Below are 315 nucleotides of genomic sequence, written 5' to 3'. Positions count from 1 at the left end.
CAATCGCGAGGTGAAGATCCTGGTCGGTACGCAGATGATCGCCAAGGGCGAAGCCGAACACGATGTAAGGGGAGCAGGTCAGCATCCAGGCCGCGGCGATCATCGCCGCCGATCGCCCCGCCCCCACCTGCCGGGCCATCGCGAAGACGGCCATCCCGGTCATGACGTGGAACGGCGCCTGGCCGACCTTCGCCAGCAGGTCGCCCCCCCAGCCGATCATCAGCCAGGCGAACCAGAGATCACCGATCGCCGAGAAGTAGGTCACCACGTTGTCGCCGAACGGCGCGGCGACCAGGTCGAGCGACCCCGATTCCC

The 315-nt window shown here is 67.3% G+C and carries 1 protein-coding gene; it reads right to left on the bottom strand.

Annotation, left to right across the window (positions count from 1 at the left end; translation table 11 throughout):
* Positions 1-315, bottom strand: a 315-nt coding sequence (locus tag AB1L30_RS00590; protein ID WP_367011410.1) for a hypothetical protein, incomplete at both ends; no start/stop codon positions are given.

It is taken from the genome of Bremerella sp. JC817 (assembly GCF_040718835.1).
In the GTDB taxonomy this organism is placed as follows: Bacteria; Planctomycetota; Planctomycetia; order Pirellulales; family Pirellulaceae; genus Bremerella.
Note: the sequence above shows the minus strand (reverse complement) of the source record. Positions and strands in the feature narration are given on the sequence as shown.